This is a genomic window from Brachyspira catarrhinii, from assembly GCF_005518285.1.
GTDB lineage: Bacteria > Spirochaetota > Brachyspiria > Brachyspirales > Brachyspiraceae > Brachyspira > Brachyspira catarrhinii.
In genome coordinates this window covers 1-1,366 of sequence record NZ_SJDU01000510.1, presented here as the reverse complement: position 1 = coordinate 1,366, position 1,366 = coordinate 1, and the positions used below count along the sequence as shown (strand labels likewise).

Here is a 1,366-nt window from a genome sequence, read left to right as displayed (position 1 = left end):
TTTCTTTTTCGATATTGCAATTTTGCCTTCTTTTTCAAGTTCTTTTAATATATTTATTATATTTTTTGGAACGGGACCGAATTGTCTTTTAATATAAATATCGTTCGTTATAGATTTTTTATCTCTTAAAAATATTTCTCCGTCCGAATAAAATAATATTTTATTAAGTTTTATCGAGCCTAAAGTTAACGGATTTTTGCAACTATCTATAATATAATGAACTGCGGATTTATATTTTTCATTCATAATTTTTCTCCAATTAATAAATTATATTGTAGTATAAATATCGTATTTTTCAAGTATAAAAACTAAAAAACAAAAAATTGTAAATTCTGTTATTATAATCAATAATTCAAATCTAATCCAAAACGAAGAGGATATAAAAATTTAAAGCCATTATTTACCCCCCCCCCTATGAATTTATCAAAGAATTTGTTTCTAAAATTATCTCGCCATTTTCTAATCGGTATCCACCACGCCAATTTATCAATTTTTTCTTTATTCATTTTAATTGAAATTTTAATTCCAAATAAAGTCAATCTCAAATATTCGCTGTTGTTCGATATTCCAAAAAGCGTCCACCAATTGCAATTTAACTTCAACTTTTCGTAATCGTTATTTGAAATCGTTTCGTTATTTTTTACGTTATTTTTAAGCGATAATTCTCTTTCTAATCTTTTATAATCGTAAGACACAGGCTCTAAAATACAAGATTGTTTTATAAAAGTTTCCTTATCCGCAAAATCGTATTCTATTCTTTTTTCTTTAGGCAATTTCAATAATTCGCCAAATTTATAATCGTATTCCTGTGGCATAAATTTTCCAATTCCGTTTTGATGAGTAAAAGTTAACTCTCCAACAAAAGGTTTATTATTTATAATATAAAAATCCACTCTAACATGTAAAAAATCGCTTGATAATTTATTTGAGATTTTTAAAACCTCTTCTAAAAATACAGGCTTATCAATATTGCCATCATAATATTTATGATATATTGTAACATTTTTTAATTTTTCCCAATTAGTAGTATATACACTTCTTAAATATTTTCCTTCTTCGTTAAATCTTGAAGCATCCATATCGACTAATATAAAATTAGATTTTCCATTAAAACAAAATACTCTATAATCGAATAAATTGCCGTCCATTTGTTCAATATATTTTTCGCATATAATTTTTGGCTCTATATCTTTATACTGCCATTCATAACTGTAATAATAATGATTTGAAAAAGGCTTCAACCATTCGTTTAATTTGTTTTTGGCGTCCGCTATATCCAATTTCGATTTGTCTTTTACTATTATATTCTGCCCGCTGCCCCAATTTACTTTCAATACAAATTGTTCGGGAAGAGATTCAAAATCAA

2 protein-coding genes are annotated in these 1,366 nt (G+C 25.9%); both read right to left on the bottom strand.

What is annotated here, in order from left to right; translation table 11 throughout:
• On the bottom strand, nucleotides 1-246 hold a 246-nt coding region (locus EZH24_RS11935), incomplete at its 3' end, for a type II toxin-antitoxin system antitoxin SocA domain-containing protein (protein ID WP_137999296.1).
• A gap of 98 nt (nucleotides 247-344) precedes the next feature.
• On the bottom strand, nucleotides 345-1,366 hold a 1,022-nt coding region (locus EZH24_RS11930; RefSeq protein ID WP_137999295.1), incomplete at its 5' end, for an ATP-grasp fold amidoligase family protein.